The sequence below is a fragment of the Puniceibacterium confluentis genome (assembly GCF_007923445.1).
GTDB classification, from domain to species: domain Bacteria; phylum Pseudomonadota; class Alphaproteobacteria; order Rhodobacterales; family Rhodobacteraceae; genus Puniceibacterium; species Puniceibacterium confluentis.
In genome coordinates, this window is sequence record NZ_VOJI01000003.1 from 1 (window position 1) to 18,500 (window position 18,500).

At 63.2% G+C, this 18,500-nt stretch carries 14 protein-coding genes and 1 pseudogene; 4 read left to right on the forward strand and 11 right to left on the reverse strand.

Annotated elements, in window-relative coordinates; all coding sequences use genetic code 11:
- Both FOY53_RS04325 and FOY53_RS04330 read right to left on the reverse strand, forming a co-directional pair.
- Positions 1 to 619, reverse strand: a 619-nt coding sequence (locus tag FOY53_RS04325) for an ATP-binding cassette domain-containing protein (protein WP_146586112.1), incomplete at its 3' end; no start/stop codon positions are given.
- 13 nt (positions 620 to 632) lie between these two features.
- Complete coding sequence (locus FOY53_RS04330; RefSeq protein ID WP_146586114.1) at positions 633 to 1,331, reverse strand: pyroglutamyl-peptidase I; 699 nt, start codon at positions 1,329 to 1,331, stop codon at positions 633 to 635.
- A 70-nt stretch (positions 1,332 to 1,401) separates the two neighbouring features.
- On the opposite strand from FOY53_RS04330, the gene FOY53_RS04335 reads away from it, so the two are divergent.
- Positions 1,402 to 2,316, forward strand: a complete 915-nt coding sequence (locus FOY53_RS04335) for a LysR family transcriptional regulator (RefSeq protein WP_146586115.1) — start codon at positions 1,402 to 1,404, stop codon at positions 2,314 to 2,316.
- A gap of 855 nt (positions 2,317 to 3,171) precedes the next feature.
- Here FOY53_RS04335 and FOY53_RS04340 read toward each other — a convergent pair.
- Together FOY53_RS04340 and FOY53_RS04345 are read right to left on the reverse strand one after the other, a co-directional pair.
- The gene (locus tag FOY53_RS04340; RefSeq protein ID WP_146586117.1) at positions 3,172 to 4,257 is read right to left on the reverse strand and encodes an AAA family ATPase; all 1,086 of its coding nucleotides are present in this window, start codon (positions 4,255 to 4,257) and stop codon (positions 3,172 to 3,174) included.
- A gap of 327 nt (positions 4,258 to 4,584) precedes the next feature.
- Positions 4,585 to 7,086: an adenosylcobalamin-dependent ribonucleoside-diphosphate reductase gene (locus tag FOY53_RS04345; protein WP_146586119.1), complete on the reverse strand. Its 2,502-nt coding sequence runs from the start codon at positions 7,084 to 7,086 to the stop codon at positions 4,585 to 4,587.
- A 153-nt stretch (positions 7,087 to 7,239) separates the two neighbouring features.
- Between FOY53_RS04345 and FOY53_RS04350 the strand changes: the two genes are divergently transcribed.
- Together FOY53_RS04350 and yghU are read left to right on the forward strand one after the other, a co-directional pair.
- On the forward strand, positions 7,240 to 7,671 hold the full coding sequence (locus tag FOY53_RS04350) for a DUF1489 family protein (RefSeq protein WP_146586121.1): 432 nt from the start codon (positions 7,240 to 7,242) through the stop codon (positions 7,669 to 7,671).
- 295 nt (positions 7,672 to 7,966) lie between these two features.
- Positions 7,967 to 8,830, forward strand: a complete 864-nt coding sequence (gene yghU / locus FOY53_RS04355; RefSeq protein ID WP_146586123.1) for a glutathione-dependent disulfide-bond oxidoreductase — start codon at positions 7,967 to 7,969, stop codon at positions 8,828 to 8,830.
- Positions 8,831 to 9,096: 266 nt separating this feature from the next.
- Here yghU and choV read toward each other — a convergent pair whose 3' ends face one another.
- The 6 genes and pseudogenes from choV to FOY53_RS04380 form a co-directional block, all read right to left on the reverse strand.
- Positions 9,097 to 10,107 carry a choline ABC transporter ATP-binding protein gene (gene choV, locus FOY53_RS04360; protein WP_146586125.1) on the reverse strand — a complete coding sequence of 337 codons (1,011 nt, stop codon included), beginning with the start codon at positions 10,105 to 10,107 and terminating at the stop codon, positions 9,097 to 9,099.
- Positions 10,104 to 10,937 carry a choline ABC transporter permease subunit gene (gene choW, locus FOY53_RS04365; RefSeq protein ID WP_146586127.1) on the reverse strand — a complete coding sequence of 278 codons (834 nt, stop codon included), beginning with the start codon at positions 10,935 to 10,937 and terminating at the stop codon, positions 10,104 to 10,106. The genes choV and choW overlap by 4 nt, the downstream gene beginning before the upstream one ends.
- A gap of 9 nt (positions 10,938 to 10,946) precedes the next feature.
- A pseudogene (locus FOY53_RS24180) lies at positions 10,947 to 11,384 on the reverse strand (DUF6946 family protein); the annotation flags it as partial.
- 119 nt (positions 11,385 to 11,503) lie between these two features.
- Positions 11,504 to 12,433, reverse strand: coding sequence for a choline ABC transporter substrate-binding protein (gene choX, locus FOY53_RS04370; protein WP_146586129.1), 930 nt, complete (start codon positions 12,431 to 12,433; stop codon positions 11,504 to 11,506).
- 253 nt (positions 12,434 to 12,686) lie between these two features.
- Complete coding sequence (gene hisG / locus FOY53_RS04375; RefSeq protein WP_146586132.1) at positions 12,687 to 13,406, reverse strand: ATP phosphoribosyltransferase; 720 nt, start codon at positions 13,404 to 13,406, stop codon at positions 12,687 to 12,689.
- Positions 13,403 to 14,485, reverse strand: a complete 1,083-nt coding sequence (locus FOY53_RS04380) for an ATP phosphoribosyltransferase regulatory subunit (RefSeq protein WP_146586642.1) — start codon at positions 14,483 to 14,485, stop codon at positions 13,403 to 13,405. The genes hisG and FOY53_RS04380 overlap by 4 nt, the downstream gene beginning before the upstream one ends.
- A gap of 245 nt (positions 14,486 to 14,730) precedes the next feature.
- Here FOY53_RS04380 and FOY53_RS04385 point away from each other — a divergent pair, with 245 nt between their 5' ends.
- Positions 14,731 to 14,943 carry a SlyX family protein gene (locus FOY53_RS04385; protein ID WP_146586134.1) on the forward strand — a complete coding sequence of 71 codons (213 nt, stop codon included), beginning with the start codon at positions 14,731 to 14,733 and terminating at the stop codon, positions 14,941 to 14,943.
- A gap of 35 nt (positions 14,944 to 14,978) precedes the next feature.
- Here the strand turns inward: FOY53_RS04385 and dnaE are convergent, their stop codons facing one another.
- A complete protein-coding gene (gene dnaE, locus FOY53_RS04390) occupies positions 14,979 to 18,479 on the reverse strand; it encodes a DNA polymerase III subunit alpha (RefSeq protein ID WP_146586136.1) in 3,501 nt (1,166 codons plus the stop codon).
- Positions 18,480 to 18,500: the final 21 nt, after the last annotated feature.

Consider the following 18,500-nt stretch of genomic DNA (forward strand, 5'->3'; position numbering starts at 1 on the left):
CATGGGTCTTCCTCCTTCGTCCATTCAAAGGTGGAAAATTCCAGTTCGCAATGGCCCGGATACCGGGGGGAAGGTCAATGGCGATCATCACCCGCTGGCGCATGCCACCAGAAAGCTGGTGCGGGTAGTTGTCGAGCAGCCGCTTGGCATTGGGCAGACGGACCACGTCGAGAAACTCGAGCGCCTTGCGCCGCGCCGCCCCCCGAGACAGATCCTGGTGCAGGGCCAGCGTTTCGCCCATCTGCGACCCGATGGTATAGACCGGGTTGAGCGAGGTCATCGGCTCCTGAAAGATCATCGCGATCTCGTTGCCGCGCACCTTGCGCAACTCGCGCTCGGACAGATTGCCCAGATTGACCTGCCGCCCGAGAACGTCGCTCTGAAACAGCAACTCGCCCCCGGCAACGCGACCGCCCAGATGTTTCAGCAACCCGAGTATCGCCAACGAGGTGATGGACTTGCCGGACCCGGACTCGCCGACAATGGCAAGCGTGCGGTTGTGATCGAGATCGAAGGACACGCCGTCGACCACGCGGGTGGCCGAGGATACGTCGCCGAACTCGACACTCAGGTCGCGGACGGACAGCAGCGGCGCTTGTGTTGGGGTGGTCTCGGGCATGTCGGTCTCCTGCTCAAACGGTCTCGGTTTGTCGGGCTGTCAGTGCGGTCGCGAGCGTGTCGATGCAGATCGCGATGGCATCGGTTGTCATGGCAAGGCTCATGGAGGCTGTCTGCCGTTTGCGCCCCCCCATCTCGGCGACATTGCCGGGGGTCTGCGGCACATGGATGAACCCGGTGAGCGTCGGCAGGCCGCGCTTCTGGATCGCGTGAGCGGTGGTGTAGAGCATCTGGTTGCACAGATGCGTTCCGGCGTGGAACGACACCGCCGCCGGGATGCCCGCGGCGGTGACGGCAGCCATCATCTCGGCATGCGGCAGGGTGGCGCCATAGGCCACCGGCCCGCCGGGCACGATCGGCGACAGGTCGACCTGCGCACCGGAGCTATCAGGTACGTCGAAGTGCCGCCAGTTGATGCCGACCATTTCGGTCTGGATGATCGCCGCTTCCGACACGCCCATGCCGACCCAGGCATCCGGGCGGTGCGCGTCGAGCAGCGCGTCGATGCTCGCCGGAAGATCGTTGCTGTTGACCGGCATCACATGGCCGATCACTTCGCATCCGGTCCAGCTGCGCTTGCCCAGCTCTTCCACAACTTGTGCTGCCGGGTTGTTTTCCGCCTTCGCCCATGCGCCGTAACCGGCGACAAGAATCCTTGGTTGATGCACCCTGCGTCCTTCCTTGACGTAACATTGGGCACGTTTCTTGGTCACGGAACTGTTGCAGTAAAGTCATTTTGCGGCATAGCTCTATGCATAAACCTTATAGATCAGAGGTCAGGACATGAAGCACCGGCAGGTCGAGGCCTTTCGATACGTGATGCAGGCCGGGACCACTGCGCAGGCGGCAAAACTCATGTCCGTAACCCAGCCCGCCGTCAGCCGATTGATCACGGATCTGGAATATCATTTGGGTTTCAAGCTGTTCGAGCGGAGCAAGGGGCGGCTGCATCCGACGCCCGAGGCGACGCAATTCTATTCGGCGGTTGACAGGTTCTTTATCGGAATCGACGAGCTGGAGCATTCCGCCCAGCAACTTCGCGATCGTTCGCCGACCTCGCTGAAGGTCTATGCGACGCCCGCATTGTCGACGAGTATCGTACCAAAGGCGATTTCCCGCTTTCGCAAACTGCACGCAAATGTCGCATTTCAACTTGAATCTGCCTCATATACCCAGATCGCGCTCAGGTTGCAGACGCATCAGGCCAGCCTGGGAATCACCCACGCCTTCCCCGACCTGCCAGGGCTGACGCAAGAGACTTTCCTGCGGGTGCCTCATGTTTGCTCCATGCATGCCTCGCATCCTCTGTCGGGAAAGGACGTGATCGTGCCGCAGGACCTCGAGGGCGAAAATGTCCTGCGCATCCTGCCCGAGGGAGAGGTGGATTGGGATGCCACAACCGCGGTGCTGGAGAACTCGGGCGTCCGGTTCAGCAGCGATATCGCCACGCAGAGCTCGCACACCGGCTATGCGCTCATCGCGGAAAACCTTGCGGTCGGTTTGATAGAGCCCTTCGCCGCGCATCCTTGGCGCCAGAACGGCGTGGTGACCCGGCCCTTCGAGCCGCGACTGGATCATACCTACGTGGTCGCCCAGCCCGATATTCAGGCGGTCTCCAGCATGATCACCGCATTCATCGACATCCTGCGCGAAACCGCCGCGACATTTGACGCGAACTTGGGCGCGGCGGCGCCTTAAGATGGCTCATCCGCCCCCGTGTTCAAACCGGCGTGCGCTGAAATTGGGCCAGGGCGACGCCGCAATTCTGCAGTGCGCGGCCAACCCCGGCGAGCTTTGTAAGCATCAGACCGCAACTTGCGCTCGCGCCATGTGAGGCGCAGAACGAGGTCTGGGCCAAGAACCTTTGTTCTTCCGACTGGAAGGGTCTAAAGCAGCCAAGTGGTGCGCTTGGGCAACGCCCGTCCGGCTCCGGTTGTTCTGCCGAAGAATTTCAGGCCGCTTGGTATTGCCAGTTCTATTTGCAACGGCAGCGAGTGACCGAAATCCACCCACCTTCGATTAGAGCCCGAAACTTGCTGGCTGCTGGCCGAATGTCGGCTTCTACCTGGGGCACTTGGCGGGTTTGCTCTTGCCGCGAATGACCGGATTCCGCCCTCAGGGTCGATCATGGCAGCGCCGGCCGTGAAGGTCTGGCGGAGTGTCTGCTTCCGCGGTGGGTCAAGGGCGCGTTTCCGCCCACGGCGAACCTCAGCATTCCGCCCAGTCCTCAGTGTCGGTCGGAGACGCGGGGAATCGCGGCGATCTGGCTCCTAGGGTGTCACCTACCGTTTTATCGATACACCAAGCTGTTGTTAGGCACGCTCTATCTCGGAGTAGTGGCTCCCCAATCCTCTAGAACCTGCGCAATGATCAAGACGTCCGAGGGTGTTAAATCGTGGATGGCAACATTGGGTCCACGGAGATCCAATGACGGATTTATTCGGACCTGTAGGGCCTTCGAAATCTTGCGAAGCGATAAGTTTAGACCGTGCAGCGTCAAGTGCAAAGGCATGTTCCCGCCAACGCCCTGGCGCGTTTCGGACGCCACGGGCATCAATGCAGCACCGGTCTCTGCGCGAGTAGTTCAGCGCTCTCTAACATGCGGCTGACAGTCCGTAAGCTCGGCTTGCGACCGCCCGAAACCGTCAGTTGGATAGCGTCTGAAACAGCATCGATTGCCACTCGCGACAGACCCCGTTTCCCGCCCTGTGTTTCGACAAAGCCCCGCAACTGCCATGTTGTCAGCTCTGGCAGATCGAGCACGACGCAGCGACTGAGCAATGGTGCAGGCAATCCCTGGCGCCTGTTGGCCGTCATGACCCAGTTGACCCAAGACATGTCAAACCGGACTTGAAAGTAGGGACACTCCCAGGTTGCGGCCGTCATTCGCTCCAGGAGCGGCAGCAATGCATCGGTCAGAGTATGGCGCGATCCCTGAGCTGACTGAACATTTCCGGCCTTCTCCAGTTCATCAATGATCACGATTGGCCCGGCGTGCTGTTCCCGCAGCGCAGTCTGCATCAGCTTTCCCGGGTTCGCGGTGCTCCAGCCACGCTGCGACCCGACCAGGGAGAACGCCGCAGGCTCTCCGGTGGCATCGATGGACGTGGTAGGTACGTCGAGATGATGCGCGAGACGTCGTGCCCAGAAGCTCTTGCCAATACCGGGCGGCCCGACCAATACGAGCGGGTGAAACCTCAGGCCCGGCAAACCATCGCGGGCAGACGCCTTCAGGCCGTTCCAGACGACTTCCGTCGCTGGAGCCATCCAAGGCATCTCTTCGTGGAGTGCCGCCGCAATTTCGTCCGCTCCATGTTCGGTCATGATCCGTGCGACGGGCAATCCGTCTCGCAGCGGGGGAAGCATCACCTCATCACGTTGCGGCAGATGCCCCGCTCCGCTCTGACTGCGCAAACGCTCGCGATACCGCACAGCGCGACGCTTGATCTTTGCGGTATCGGCGGCAGTGATCACGGTACGAAAGTTCTCGGCGTTCAGCCCTTCTGATTTGCGGTGGTTCAGCTCCATACGGATTTCGCGCAGCTTCTGTGTAAACCGGTTCTGGAGTTCAGACAGAAGCAGGATGTCGTCGAGCGGCCGAGCTGCGCAGAAGGGGATCTTGGTTGTGGCACCGGTCATGGTGGAGTCCTTTCAAGACGCAGCGCTGGTGCTGCGGCAGTGCTTTCGGCCTGGTCAGGCCTGAAAGACGTGAGTTGAAAGGTTCCGGAACCATGGGAACATACAGCGAACAAAAATCGGTCAAGATCAAGTAGTCCATGGGTGCGAACCATCTCCAGGCCGCACCCAATCAACCAAGCTGAAGACGGAACGCAAGCCGTTGATTAAAAAGGAAATCTCCACAAACAGCGCGTCCGCTGGACATTTGATCTGCGTCGAGAGGTCAAAAAAACAGCGCGAATGGACATTATTTCATGTGTCCGACAACATGACTATAGACCACGCCCGTTACCCACTACACTTCGAGTGGCCGCAGCTGCCGCAGGTCATGCAGCCTTCGACCATCCTCAGGTCGAATTGACCGCAGGAAGGGCAGGCTTTGCCGCGGGGCAGGTCCAGGCCGACCACCTGGGCCTTGGGGTCGGATTTCAGCCCCATGCCTTCGCCTTCCAGAAACCCGGTGGCGATCATGTGTTGTTCGATCACGCCGCCGATGGCCGCGAGGATCGACGGAATGTACTTGCCCTTGACCCAGGCACCGCCGCGCGGGTCGAAGACGGCCTTCAACTCCTCGACCACAAAGGACACATCGCCGCCGCGGCGGAACACTGCCGAGATCATCCGGGTCAGCGCCACGGTCCAGGCAAAGTGCTCCATGTTCTTGGAGTTGATGAAGACCTCGAAGGGCCGCCTGCGGCCGCCGACGATGATGTCGTTGATCGTGAGGTAGATCGCATGTTCGCTGTCGGGCCAGCGCAGCTTGTAGGTGTTGCCCTCGAGCTGCTGCGGCCGGTCCAGCGGCTCGGACATGTAGATCACGTCGCCGTGGGGGGTCTGGGGTTCGGCGTCGGAGGTGGCGACGACTTCCGGGGCGTCGGATCCGCGAAGCATCCCTTCAACGTCAGTTCCGAAAACCTTGGCTAATGCAAGCGCGTTCTCGGCGCTCGTGGAACTTCCGTCTCGCGCCAGCAACTTATTGATGACATCGCGCGATACCCCAGATTGACTGGAAATTTCGGCGACTTTCATCCCGGTAGAGGCGATTCTTGCCCGAAGCGCCTCACCAAACGTCGAATGCTGCTTCCCCTTCGTTTCCTCCGACACCGACAACACCGACCCCGTCACGTCATTCGGCCGATAGGTGGTGCAGCCCTTGCATCCGGAATCCCAGGCCGAAAGATAGACCTCCTTGAAATCCTCGAACGAGATGTCCTCGGGGCAGTTGATCGTCTTGGAGATCGAGGAATCGACCCATTTCTGCGCGGCCGCCTGCATCCGCACATGATCCAGCGGCGCCAGCGTCTGGGCGTTCACAAAATACTCCGGCAGTTCCCGGTCGCCGAATTTTTCGCGCCACATCCGGACGGCGTAGTCGACAACCTCCTCCTCGGTCCGGGTGCCGTCCTTCTGCAGCACCTTGCGGGTGTAGGCATAGGCGAACACCGGCTCGATCCCCGAGGACACGTTGCCGGCGTAGAGCGAGATTGTGCCGGTGGGGGCGATCGAGGTCAGCAACGCGTTGCGGATGCCGTGGGTGCGGATGGCGTCGCGCACATCCGCGTCCATCGCCCGCATGGTGCCGGACTGAAGGTACTTGTCGGCGTCGAACAGCGGGAAGGCGCCCTTCTCCTTTGCCAATTGCACCGACGCGAGGTACGCGGCGCGGGCGATCCGGTGCAACCAGTCCTCGGTCCGGCGCGCCGCCTCCTCGGAGCCATAGCGCAGACCGACCATCAACAGCGCATCGGCAAGACCGGTGACGCCCAGGCCAATCCGGCGCTTGGCGGCGGCCTCGGCGGCCTGCTGCGGCAGCGGGAATTTCGACGCATCCACCACGTTGTCCATCATCCGCACCGCCAGAGCGACCAGATCGTCCAGCGCGGCCTCGTCAAGACCAGCCGCCTCGCCGAACGGGTCGGTCACGAGACGGGCCATGTTGATCGACCCCAGCAGGCAGGCGCCGTAGGGCGGCAGGGGCTGCTCGCCGCAGGGGTTGGTGGCGGCGATCTGTTCGACGTACGAGAGATTGTTGGCCTGATTGATCCGGTCAATGAAGATCACGCCGGGCTCGGCATAGTCATAGGTCGCGCGCATGATGCGGTTCCACAGGTCGCGCGCCTGCACGGTGCGGAACACCACGCCGTCGAACACCAGATCCCAGGCGCCGTCGGCCTTGACCGCCTCCATGAAGGGATCGGTGACCAGCACGCTGAGGTTGAACATGCGCAACCGGGCGCTGTCAGCCTTGGCGGCGATGAAATCCAGCACATCCGGGTGGTCGCAGCGCATCGTCGCCATCATCGCCCCCCGGCGCGACCCGGCGGACATGATCGTGCGGCACATGGCGTCCCAGACATCCATGAAGGACAGCGGGCCGGAGGCATCCGCCGCCACGCCCTTGACCCCTGCCCCCTTGGGCCGGATCGTGGAGAAGTCATAACCGATGCCACCCCCCTGCTGCATGGTCAGCGCCGCCTCACGCAGCATCTCGAAAATACCGCCCATGCTGTCGGGGATCGTGCCCATCACAAAGCAGTTGAACAGCGTCACCGCCCGCTCGGTCCCGGCGCCGGCAATGATCCGGCCGGCGGGCAGATATTTGAAGTCCTCCAGCGCGGTATAGAACTTTTCCTCCCAGACCGCGGGCTCGGCCTCGACGCGCGACAGCGCGCGGGCGATCCGGCGCCAGGTGTCTTCGACCGAGGCATCAATGGGGGTGTCGTCGGCCTCTTTCAGGCGGTATTTCATGTCCCAGATCTGTTCGGCGATGGGGGCGGCAAAGCGGGTCATGAGGCGATTCCCTAAAGGCTGATGTGGTTTGGCAGGCGGCTTAGATAGCGCAGAACGTTTCCGCTACACAACGGGGATAGGCGCAAAAATGCACAACAGCTTGAAGCTGCGGACCAGCAGTCTACAATATCTGCGTGGATCGGGAAAGAATCTGTGGAAAACGTAACACATATTTTGAAGCTCAGCGTCGGCACCGAGTCGGTCGAAGATCTGATGGCCTGGCAATCCTCTGCCCGGGCGCAGGGTCCGGACGGTCTGCCCAGGCATGTCACACGGATGTGGCCCAAGCGCGCCGCCGAGATTCTCAACGGCGGCTCGATCTACTGGGTGGTCAAGGGCCTCGTCCAGTGTCGCCAGCGCATCCTGCGGCTGGAGGACCATGCCGGCGCCGACGGCGTGCGCCGCTGTGCCATCGTGCTGGACCCGACTCTGATCCGCACCAGCCCGGCGCAGAAACGCCCGTTTCAGGGCTGGCGCTACCTTGCTCCCGAAGATGCGCCGGCGGACCTGTCGGGCCGCCGCGAATCCGAAGATGCCCTGCCGCCCGAACTGGCGGGGGCGCTCGCCGATATCGGCGTGCTCTGACGCCCGGGCTGTGCAGTGTCGCACACCGGTTGTGCACACCCTGGATACGTCGGGCAACCACACGGGACCGGTCGGCAGATACCGCCGCCGCAAACGCCCGCAAAAGCGCAGCGTTCCGCCGGATTTCAACGTGAATACAGGCTGTTCCCCGATTCTCCCCAAAGCCCGCCAACCCTCGGTCGCCGGGGTCGAGGCAGGGGCGGCGAGCAGGCCGGGCCGACCGCCGCCTCTGGCAATCCGGTCTCAAGCGCTTAACTGTAGGACCAGACATATTCCGCACTGATAGGACCAGCCGATGACCGACAGCTACACCCCACCGAAAGTCTGGACCCACGACGCCGAGTCGGGGGGCACCTTCGCCAACATCAACCGCCCGGTCTCCGGTCCGACCCATGACAAGGACATGCCGATCGGGCAGCATCCCTTCCAGCTGTATTCCATGGCCACGCCCAACGGCGTCAAGGTCACCGTGATGTTCGAGGAATTGCTGGCTGCCGGCCATACCGCCGCCGAATACGACGCCTGGCTGATCCGGATCGGCGACGGTGACCAGTTCGCGAGCGGTTTTGTGAGCGTCAATCCGAATTCCAAGATCCCTGCCTTGCTGGACCGCAGCGGCGACACGCCGGTCCGAATCTTTGAATCCGGTGCGATCCTGCTGCACCTCGCCGAAAAATTCGGGGCCTTCCTCGGCAAGCCGGAAAATCGCGCCGAAATGCTGTCCTGGCTGTTCTGGCAGATGGGCGGTGCCCCCTATCTCGGCGGCGGCTTCGGCCATTTCTACGCCTATGCGCCCGAGAAATGGGAATACCCGATCAACCGTTTCGCGATGGAGGCGAAGCGTCAGCTCGACGTGCTCGACAAACGCCTTGCCGAAGCGCCCTTCGTTGCGGGCGACGACTACACCATCGCCGACATGGCGATCTGGTCCTGGTACGGCCAGCTGGTGCTGGGCCGCCTCTATTCGGCAGCGGAATTTCTGGACGTGGAAAGCTATGGCAATGTCATGGCCTGGGCGAAAAAGATCGACGCCCGCCCGGCTGTGCAGCGCGGCCGCATGGTGAACCGCACTTTTGGCGAACCGGAAACCCAGCTGCACGAACGCCACGCCGCGTCTGACTTCGACAGCAGAACCCAGGACAAGATTGCGGCTGAATAACCCCGGATCGACTGTTGCGGGCCTGGACGGACGGCCGTCCGGGTCCGCCGTTTTTCCGGGATGCCACGCCGGTTCAGCAACGTGACAGGTTCGGTGGCTGGCGACGCCAGCGCAGCCAGCGTCTTCCGGTGTCGGATCCTGCGATACATGGCGTGTCTGGCACCGCTGCCAAGGCGCATTCAGAAGGGAGGCCCCGCCGCTGCACCGGGGCGCAAAATCTTCGCCAGAAGATTTTCCCCGACAATTTTCGCACGAAAATTGTCGGGCTACACGCTAAGCCTGTCGACAATACTTTGCGCTGTCACCACGCCTATGCGCTGACCCAGACTTTCCACCGAAAGGCGCGGCTGCTCGCGCAGACGAAGCATCACGTCGCGCACCGGCATCTCGGCATGGACGCCGCCGCCCTCGCCTTCCCCCGGCACCATAACGTCACGGGCGGTCAGCACTCCGAGCGGGTTCATGTTGGCAACAAAATCGGCAACGTAATCCGAGGCCGGGTTGCTGAAAATCTCGCGCGGCGTCCCACATTGCACGATCCGCCCGCCCTCCATGATCGCGATCCGCCCTCCCAGTTTGAAGGCCTCGTCCAGATCGTGACTGACAAAGATGATTGTGCGCTTCAGACGTGCCTGAAGCTCCAGCAACTCATCCTGAAGCCGGGTACGGATCAGCGGGTCGAGCGCCGAGAACGGCTCGTCCATCAGCAGGATCGGCGCCTCTGTGGCAAAGGCCCGCGCAAGCCCGACCCGCTGTTGCATCCCGCCCGACAGTTCCGCCACCTTGGCGTCCGCGCGTTCCGACAGGCCGACCAGCGCCAGCTGCGCCTCTACCCGGGTGGTGCGCTCTCCCTCGGGCACCCCGGCCAGTTCCAGGCCAAAGCCGACATTTTCCGCCACCGTGCGCCAGGGAAGCAGGCCGAATTGCTGGAAGACCATCGCCACGCGGCTTTGCCGGATATGACGCAGCGTCTTGGCGTTGCACTGGGCGACGTCCACCATTTCGCCACCGTCATTCACAGAAACCGAGCCCCGGACCACCGGGTTGAGCCCGTTCACCGACCGCAGAAGCGTCGACTTTCCCGACCCCGACAGCCCCATGAGGACAAGGATCTCGCCCTCGTCGACATCAAGCGAGCAGTTGTGCACGCCCAGCACCTGGTCGGTCTCGGCCTGGATTTCCGAGCGTGACTTGCCCTGATCCGCCAGCGGCAGCGCCTTTTGCGGCGCGCTGCCGAACATGATGCAGACCTTGTCGAAAATGACTGCCTTTTTCATTTGTCACCCACCCGCAGCATCCGGTCCAGCATGATGGCCACCACAACGATCACAAAGCCGCTTTCAAAGCCGAGCCCGGTATCCACCCGGTTCAGCGCCCGCACGACCGGCACCCCCAACCCGTCAGCGCCCACCAGCGCCGCGATCACCACCATCGACAGCGACAGCATGATGGTCTGGTTCAGACCCGCCATGATCTGCGGCAGTGCATAGGGCAGCTCGATCTGCCACAGCGTCTGGCTCGGCGTGGCGCCGAACGACTCTGCCGCCTCGAGCAGCGCAGTCGGCGTGCCCGAGATCCCGAGATGGGTCAGCCGGATCGGCGCCGGCACCACAAAGATCACCGTGGCGATCAGGCCCGGCACCATACCGATGCCGAAAAACACAATCGCCGGGATCAGATAAACAAAGGTCGGCAACGTCTGCATCAGATCCAGGACCGGCCGCATCCAGGCGTAGAGCCGCGGACGGTGCGCCGCCGCGATACCGATCGGGACCCCGATGCCCATGCAGACCACACAGGCGGACAACACCAGCGTCAGGCTCTCTGTGGTCTCTTCCCAATAGCCCTGATTGACGATGAACAGGAAACCCAGCCCGATGAACAGCGGCAACTTCCAGCCACGCTGGATCACCCAGGTCAGCGCCACGAAAGCGGCGATCACCAGCGATTCCGGCGGGGTCTGCAGGCACCAGAGAATGGCCTCGATCAGCGTCTCCATCGCCACGGCCATGCCGTCAAAGAACCAGCCGCCGTTGGTCTGAAGCCAGCCAAAGGCAGCTTCGGCCCAGTCCCCGATGGGGATCTTGTTGTCGCTCAGCCAAATCATGCCCGCGTCCTACCTTTCCTCTGTGTCCAGATCATTCAGAAACCGAGTCTCATCCCGTGCCCGCCCCGGGCAAACACGGCCGGGGCGCGGTTCCGTCCTGCAGGCGTGTGCGCGCCAATCCGGCCCGGAGCCGAGATACGCGACGACTGCCACAAAAGCCTCGCGCCAGCGATGCACTGGCGAAACCGATTGCACCGGCATCGCCGCCACCGGACGGCGAAAGCGCCGCGCTTCTGCCACCGCCGCCGCGCAGCGCTGAAACAGCGGGTCGCGCAGTGCTGAGTCAGCGGGTCGCACAGCGCCCCCTGGCGGCGGACGGCTCACGCCCGGCCAGCCGCAAAAGGGGTCGGGCCGGTCGCACAGGTTGTCCGCCGCATCCGCCAGCCACGTACCGACGGATGGAGCGAAAGGCTCGTACACCTTCGCCTCGACCGCCATTGCCGTGCCGGATCCGCCCGCCCGGTGCGTCCTTCAAATGTGCCTGGTATTGGTCGCAGGATCCGGGCCAAAGGCAGCGCTCCCTGAAGGGAAAGGGGCGGCACCGGTGCCGCCCCCGACGTCAAAGATCAGCTGCCGAACGCTTCCTGCGCGGCCGCCATCGCATCACCGCCATCCATGGTGGTGACACCATCCAGCCAGACCGGAATCACCGCGTCATAGTTGGCCTTGATCCAGGTCGTCGCCGCCACGTCGGGGTCGATCCCGTCATCAAGGATCGCGCCCATGATCTCGTTCTCCATCGCGAGCGTGAACGCCAGGTTGTTGAGCAGCGTCCCCACGTTGGGGCATTCGGTGGCATAGCCCGCGCGGGTGTTGGTGAACACCGTCGCGCCCCCAAGGTCGGGACCGAAATAATCATCGCCGCCGGTGAGATAGGTCAGGTCATAATTGGCATTCATCGGATGCGGTTCCCAGGCCAGGAACACGATCGGCTCGTCCTTGCCCGAAAGCCGCGATACCTGCGCCAGCATCCCCTGTTCAGAGCTTTCCTTGACGTCGAAACCCTTCAGCCCGAAGGCGTCGGCGTCGATCATGTCGAGAATCAGCCGGTTTCCGTCATTGCCGGGCTCGATCCCGTAGATGTCCCCGCCCAGCGCATCCTTGAATTCGGCGATCTTGGCGAAATCAGTGATGCCCAGCGCAGCACCTGCCGCGTTGGTCGCAAGCGTGTACTTGGCCCCCTCGAGATTGGCGCGCACGGTGTCCACGGTTCCCGCTTCGCGGTAGGGAGCGATGTCGGCCTCCATCGTCGGCATCCAGTTGCCGAGGAAGACATCAATATCGCCCGCCGCCATCGACGTGTAGGTGACAGGCACCGACAACAGTTTGGTATCGGTGGTGTAACCCAGAGCTTGCAGCAAAACCGACGTGGCCGCCGTGGTGGCGGTGATGTCGGTCCAGCCGACATCCGAAAACCGCACCTCTTCACAATTTGCGAAAGCCGCGCCTGCGGTCAGAGAAAGCGCGAGTGCACCTGTGACTGTTTTCATCATCATCATCTCCCAGTTCGTCTATTATGTTTCTGACCTGAATAGGCGCAGAATTCCACTGTATTGCAACCGTTGCCGCAGGGGCAGGACGGCATTCCCGGCCTTTCCGAAGCAGTTTCCGGGTGCCCCGACCGCGCGTTGCGGCCAACGAAAAACCTGCTAGGACCCAGGCCACGGCTGCGGGACGGGGCAGAGCAAAGGTAGCCAGCGCAGGTCCGTGACCGCCCCCGCCTTGAACACCGCGCGACCGACAGGGGCGCTATGCTTCGGCAACCCGATTGCGCACATCCAGCCCCAAAGCGTCGTAGAGGGCACTCATGATGCGCTGAGTTTCGGCATCCCGCGCGGCGGCCCGGCTGCGGAACAGCGTTGCCTGACTGCGCAGCACCGGTGCTTCGCTCAGGATCTTCAGGTGATTGGCACGCAGGGTTTCGCCACTTGATGTGATGTCGGCAATCGCCTCGGCGGTCAGGTTCTTCACGGTGCCCTCGGTTGCGCCCTGACTGTCCACAAGCTGATAATCCGCCACACCGCCAAAGCGCAGATAATCCCGGGTCAGCCGGTGGTATTTGGTCGCGATCCGCAGTCGAAAACCGTGTTCGGCCCGAAACGCCGCAGCCGCCGCGTCCAGATCGTCGAGTGTATCGACATCGACCCAGGCCTGCGGCACCGCGACGATCAGATCGGCATAGCCAAACCCCAGCGTCCGCACTTCCTCGACCTTCTGCTCCCATTGCACCAGCTTTTCGCGGACCAGATCCGTGCCGGTCACGCCCAGATGGATGCGGCCTGCCGCCAGTTCACGCGGGATCTCTCCGGCAGAGAGCAGCACGAGGTCGATGCCCTCGATCCCGGTCACGGCCCCGGCGTATTCGCGCTCGGAACCGGTGCGGCTCAGCGTGATGCCGTGCTGAGCGAACCACTCGAACGTCTTTTCCATCAGCCGCCCCTTGGACGGCACGCCCAGCTTGATGCTCATTGCTCTGTCTCCAGCGCCACCAGGATGTCGGGGCGGATCACACCCCCCACCGCCGGGATCGACGCACCACTGCCCAGCTGCCGGGTCAGGGCGTCATACCGCCCCCCGGTCGCCACGGCAGGAAGGTCCGGGCGCGCCTCGGGATAAAATCCAAAGACGAAACCGTCATAATATTCCATCGACGTGCGCCCGTAGGCCGCCTCGAAATCAAGGTTCGCGACATCGACCCCGCGCTGATACATCGCCTCGCAACGCTGCGCGAACTGTTCGACGGCGGCGCCGATGGTCGGCAGGTCCACGGCGATATCGCGCAGATGTTCCAGCGCAAAGACGCAGGTTTCGCGCACCGCCAGGATCGCATCAATCAGCGCGACCTGCGCCTCACTCAGCGGCGGCTCGGCGGCATCGGCGCGCAGCGCTTCGATGCGCGCCGCGATCTCGTCCTGACTGCGCAGTCCGATCATCGGCCCCGCCTCTGCCATCGGGTCGGCACTGGCCAGAAGCGCGGACCGTGTCGGCGGCACCGCCGCACGGCCAGAGAACCGGTCGATCAGGGCGCGAAACCGTTTGGGCCGCCAGATGTGCCGCAACAGCGCCGCGCGCCGCCGTTCGGATGTCTCAAGCCCCTGTACCGCCGCCAGAAGGATGCCCATGTCGCCGGTGGCGGCGCGCAGGCCGTAGGGGCGCAGCACCTCCGAGAACAATGCAAAGACCTCGGCATCCGCGGCCGCGGGATCGCTGCCGTCAAACACTTCGTAGCCAACCTGAAGGTACTCCGAGGCCCGCTCGGGGTGGTCTTCCTGACGTCGGAACACTTCGCCTGAATAGGTGTAACGGGCGGTGTCGGCGCCGTTGCGCATATGCATCTGCACCACCGGCAGGGTAAAGTCCGGGCGCAGCATCTGTTCGCCCCGGCCGGGGTCCTGGGTGACATAGGCACGGGCACGGATGTCCTCGCCGTAGAGGTCCAGAAAGACGCCGGCCGGCTGAAGAATGGAACATTCCACCGGCTGCCCGCCCGCCGCCTCGAATGCCGCGCGCAACCGCCCGGCCTCGGCACGCTGCTGCGCCACGTTCATGACGACACCAGCGTCGGCCGTGACACGGGACAAGGGTGCCCCGGGTCGATTGCGCACCTGCGATCTGCGCCACGACGGGCCGCCTGCTGGGGTGTCATCATGATCCGTTCCAATCCGGCATTGCTGCGCCGCCCATGTAACGGCTGCAACTGCAATGGGCAAGCCGACCCCGGCGCGCGGACCCGCTGCTGGCATTGCGGCCCGCAAGCGGACAGACTATGCCCGCAACAGCCCCGGAGAACCCCATGCCAGACACCCCCGACACCACCGCCCTGGAAGAACGCCTCGCGCATCTCATCCGCGCCGTTGACGATCTCAGCGACACTGTCGCCCGGCAGGACAGCGAGATAGCCCGCCTGACCCGTCAGGTGGCGATGCTGATGCAGCGCGAAGCGGGCCGCGAGGCGGAAATGACCGGCGGCATCATTCTTGGCGACGAAAAGCCGCCGCATTACTGACGGCGCCTTGCCTCGGCGACCGGAAACGCCCGGTGTCAGAATTCCTCGACCGCGAGGATACCGCCCAGTGACTTGATCGCGCCCTTGATCTCGGGGGTGACCGGGAAGTCCTGGTTGAGATCGATCTCGACTTCGCCGGGCAGGCCGGCATCCGACAGGCACAGCCGCACCGGCCCTCGCCCCGCCTTCGGCAATTGTTCGGCCGCGCGGTTCAGCACCGTCGCGATGCTGGCAAAGGCCGAAATGCTGTCGACATGGATCAGCATACCGGCCGAGCCGGCATCCGCCACCGCCACGTCGATTGGCGCCACGGACCTTCCCAGAAGCTTGAGTTGATCACTTTCCAGCGTGGCCTCGACCGTGACCACCACCTTGGCCCCGGTCTCGAGGAAGTCGCGCGTCTTCTCCAGCGTTTCGGAAAACAGCGTCACCTCGTAGGCGCCGGTGGTGTCGCTGAGCTGAGCAAAGGCAAAGCGGTTGCCGCGCGCCGACTTTCGCTCCTGCCGCCCGGCGACAACACCGGCCAGTTTGGCAATACAGGCACCGCCCTGAACCTTGTCCAGCAACTGGTCCAGCGTCAGCACACCCTTGCGTTTCAGCGGCGCCATGTAATCGTCCAGCGGATGCCCCGAGAGATAAAAGCCGATCGCCTTGAACTCTTCGGACAGCCGCTCGGCGGGCATCCAGTCATTCACCGGGCTCAGGCGCGGCTCGGGCAGGTCATCGCCGGCTTCGCCGAACAACGATACCTGGTTCGAGTTCTTCTGGTCGTGGATCGCCGCCGAATAGCCCACCAGTGCTTCGAGTGAATCGAAGACACGGCGCCGGTTCGGATCAAGCTGATCGAAGGCCCCGGCACGCGCCAGCATTTCCAGCGGTCGTTTGCCGACGCGTTTCAGATCGACCCGCCGCGCCACGTCGAACAGCGTCACAAACGGCTTGTCACCGCGCCCCTCGACCACCAGCCGCATCGCATCGGTCCCGACATTCTTCAGCGCGCCGAGCGCATAGACCAGGGCCCCGTCGGCGACGTCAAAGGTCGCCTGGCTCCGGTTCACGCAGGGCGGCACATAGGCCAGGCCCAGTCCCTTTTTCACCTCTTCGAAATACACCGCCAGCTTATCGGTCAGGTGTATGTCGCAGTTCATCACCCCGGCCATGAATTCGACCGGGTGGTTGGCCTTGAGCCAGGCAGTCTGATAGCTGACCACCGCATAGGCGGCCGCGTGCGACTTGTTGAAACCGTAGTTGGCGAACTTCTCAAGAAGGTCAAAGACTTCGCGCGCCTTTTTCGGCTCCACGCCGTTGGCCTTGGCGCCCGTTTCGAACTTGGGGCGTTCGGCGTCCATCGCCTCCTTGATCTTCTTGCCCATCGCACGGCGCAACAGGTCGGCGCCGCCAAGGCTGTAGCCCGCCATTTCCTGGGCGATCTGCATCACCTGTTCCTGGTAGACGATGATGCCCTGGGTTTCGGCCAGGATATGGTCGATCAGCGGATGGACCGATTCCAGTTCCCTGAGACCGTTCTTGACCTCGCAATAGGTCGGAATGTTTTCCATCGGGCCGGGGCGGTACAGCGCCACAAGGGCAACGATATCCTCGATGCAGGTCGGTTTCATCCGCTTCAGGGCATCCATCATGCCGCTGGATTCCACCTGGAACACCGCCACGGTCCTGGCTGCGGCGTAAAGTTTGTAGGACGCCTCATCGTCCAGCGGGATCGCACCGATATCATCCACCGCCAGCTCGGGTGGCTGATACAACTCGGTGCCATCCGCGGCGATGTGCAGGTGCCGCCCGGACTTCTTGATCAGGTCCACGGCGTTCTGGATCACTGTCAGGGTCTTGAGACCCAGAAAGTCGAACTTCACCAACCCGGCCTGTTCGACCCACTTCATGTTGAACTGGGTCGCAGGCATGTCGCTGCGCGGATCCTGGTACAGCGGCACCAGCGCATCCAGCGGCCGGTCGCCGATCACCACCCCGGCGGCGTGGGTCGAGGCATTGCGCAGCAGCCCCTCGACTTGCTGGCCATATTCCAGCAGACGGGCGACCACCTCTTCGGCGCGGGCCTCTTCGCGCAGCCGCGGCTCGTCTGCCAGCGCCTTTTCGATGCTGACCGGCTTGACGCCCTCAACCGGGATCATCTTCGACAGGCGGTCCACCTGGCCATAGGGCATCTGCAACACGCGCCCGATGTCACGCACCGCGGCCTTGGACAGCAGGGCCCCGAAGGTGATGATCTGACCCACCTTGTCGCGGCCATAACGGTCCTGCACGTAGCGGATCACCTCTTCGCGGCGGTCCATGCAAAAGTCGATGTCGAAATCCGGCATGCTGACACGCTCGGGATTGAGAAACCGCTCGAACAGCAGCGAATAGCGCAGGGGATCGAGATCGGTGATGGTCAACGCATAGGCCACGAGGCTGCCCGCGCCCGACCCCCTGCCCGGGCCGACCGGAATGTCATGGTCCTTGGCCCATTTGATGAAGTCGGCGACGATCAGGAAGTAGCCGGGAAACCCCATGCCCTCGATGATTCCAAGCTCGAATTCCAGCCGCTTGTCATAGTCTTCGACCGGCGCGGCGTGCGGGATCACCTTGAGCCGCTCGACCAGCCCCGCCTTGGCCTGACGCCGCAACTCGACCACCTCGTCGTCGGCGAATTTCGGCAGGATCGGGTCGCGCCGGTAGGCCATGAAGGCGCAGCGCCGCGCGATCTCGACCGTGTTTTCCAGCGCCTCGGGCAGATCGGCAAACAGCGTCGCCATTTCCTGCGGCGACTTGAAATAATGCTGCGGCGTCAGTCGGCGACGCGCCTCTTGCTGATCGACATAGGCGCCCTCGGCGATACAGATCAGCGCATCATGCGCCTCGTACATGGCCGATTTCGGAAAGTAGACGTCGTTGGTTGCCACCAGGGGCAGACCGATCGCATAGGCCATCTCGACAAAGCCGCGCTCCGAGGCACGCTCGCTCTCGGGCAGGCCATTCTCGCCCGGATGGCGTTGCAATTCGACATACAGCCGATCGCCGAAGATCCCGTGCAGTTGCCGCATCAGCGCTTCGGCCGCTCCGCGCTGGCCCTGTTGCAGCAGCTGTCCCACCGGCCCCTCTGGCCCGCCGCTGAGGCAGATCAGCCCCTCGCCATGGGTGTCGAGATCGCCCGGCGTCACATGTGCCACCTGCCCGTCACCGCGCAGATAGAGACACGAGTTCAGCTTCATCAGGTTCTCGTAGCCCCGTTCGTTCTGCGCCAGCAGAACCAGCCCGGCGGGATCGCGCGGCCGTTCGCCCGGGGCGGGCGTGACGTATTGCAGATCGACCTGGCAGCCGATGATCGGCTGCACCCCCGCACCGGCAGCCGTGACCGAAAATTCCAGCGCGGCAAACAGGTTGTTGGTGTCGGTGACCGCCACTGCCGGCATGCCCATCGACTCGCACAGGGCGGGCAGCTTTTTCAGCCGCACCGCCCCTTCCAGCAAGGAATATTCGGTATGGGTGCGCAGGTGGATGAATCGGGGAGTTTTGTTCATTCCGCCACTTTATGTGCCGTC

Coding starts and splice junctions, on each gene's coding strand:
- FOY53_RS04340 (WP_146586117.1), bottom strand. CDS start 4,257: ATGACCGGTGCCACAACCAAGATCCCCTTCTGCGCAGCTCGGCCGCTC.
- choX (WP_146586129.1), bottom strand. CDS start 12,433: ATGATGATGAAAACAGTCACAGGTGCACTCGCGCTTTCTCTGACCGCA.
- hisG (WP_146586132.1), bottom strand. CDS start 13,406: ATGAGCATCAAGCTGGGCGTGCCGTCCAAGGGGCGGCTGATGGAAAAG.
- FOY53_RS04385 (WP_146586134.1), top strand. CDS start 14,731: ATGCCAGACACCCCCGACACCACCGCCCTGGAAGAACGCCTCGCGCAT.
- choV (WP_146586125.1), bottom strand. CDS start 10,107: ATGAAAAAGGCAGTCATTTTCGACAAGGTCTGCATCATGTTCGGCAGC.
- dnaE (WP_146586136.1), bottom strand. CDS start 18,479: ATGAACAAAACTCCCCGATTCATCCACCTGCGCACCCATACCGAATAT.
- yghU (WP_146586123.1), top strand. CDS start 7,967: ATGACCGACAGCTACACCCCACCGAAAGTCTGGACCCACGACGCCGAG.
- FOY53_RS04380 (WP_146586642.1), bottom strand. CDS start 14,485: ATGAACGTGGCGCAGCAGCGTGCCGAGGCCGGGCGGTTGCGCGCGGCA.
- choW (WP_146586127.1), bottom strand. CDS start 10,937: ATGATTTGGCTGAGCGACAACAAGATCCCCATCGGGGACTGGGCCGAA.
- FOY53_RS04345 (WP_146586119.1), bottom strand. CDS start 7,086: ATGACCCGCTTTGCCGCCCCCATCGCCGAACAGATCTGGGACATGAAA.
- FOY53_RS04335 (WP_146586115.1), top strand. CDS start 1,402: ATGAAGCACCGGCAGGTCGAGGCCTTTCGATACGTGATGCAGGCCGGG.